This is a genomic window from Mycobacterium sp. SM3041 (assembly GCF_039668335.1).
Classification (GTDB): Bacteria; Actinomycetota; Actinomycetes; order Mycobacteriales; family Mycobacteriaceae; genus Mycobacterium.
In genome coordinates, this window is record NZ_JAYXBQ010000067.1 from 1 (window position 1) to 534 (window position 534).

Annotated in this window: 1 rRNA gene; it reads left to right on the plus strand. The window is 54.1% G+C overall.

From position 1 onward, the window contains the following. Window positions 1–534: ribosomal RNA gene (locus VXD91_RS21440) — 23S ribosomal RNA — on the plus strand; the annotation flags it as partial.

Consider the following 534-nt stretch of genomic DNA (forward strand, 5'->3'; position numbering starts at 1 on the left):
GTGAAACATCTCAGTACCCGTAGGAAGAGAAAACAATTGTGATTCCGTGAGTAGTGGCGAGCGAAAGCGGATGAGGCTAAACCGTATGCATGTGATACCGGGTAGGGGTTGTGTGTGCGGGGTTGTGGGACCTATCTTTCCAGTTCTACCTGGCTGGAGGGCAGTAAGAAAATGTCGTGGTTAACGGAAGTGGCTTGGGATGGCCTGCCGTAGAGGGTGAGAGTCCCGTACGTGAAAACCCGATGTCTGCCTTGATGGTGTTCCCGAGTAGCAGCGGGCCCGTGAAATCTGCTGTGAATCTGCCGAGACCACTCGGTAAGCCTAAATACCTTCTGATGACCGATAGCGGATTAGTACCGTGAGGGAATGGTGAAAAGTACCCCGGGAGGGGAGTGAAATAGTACCTGAAACCGTGTGCCTACAATCCGTCAGAGCCCTCCTTTGGTGGGGTGATGGCGTGCCTTTTGAAGAATGAGCCTGCGAGTCAGGGACATGTCGCGAGGTTAACCCGTGGGGGGTAGCCGTAGCGAAAGC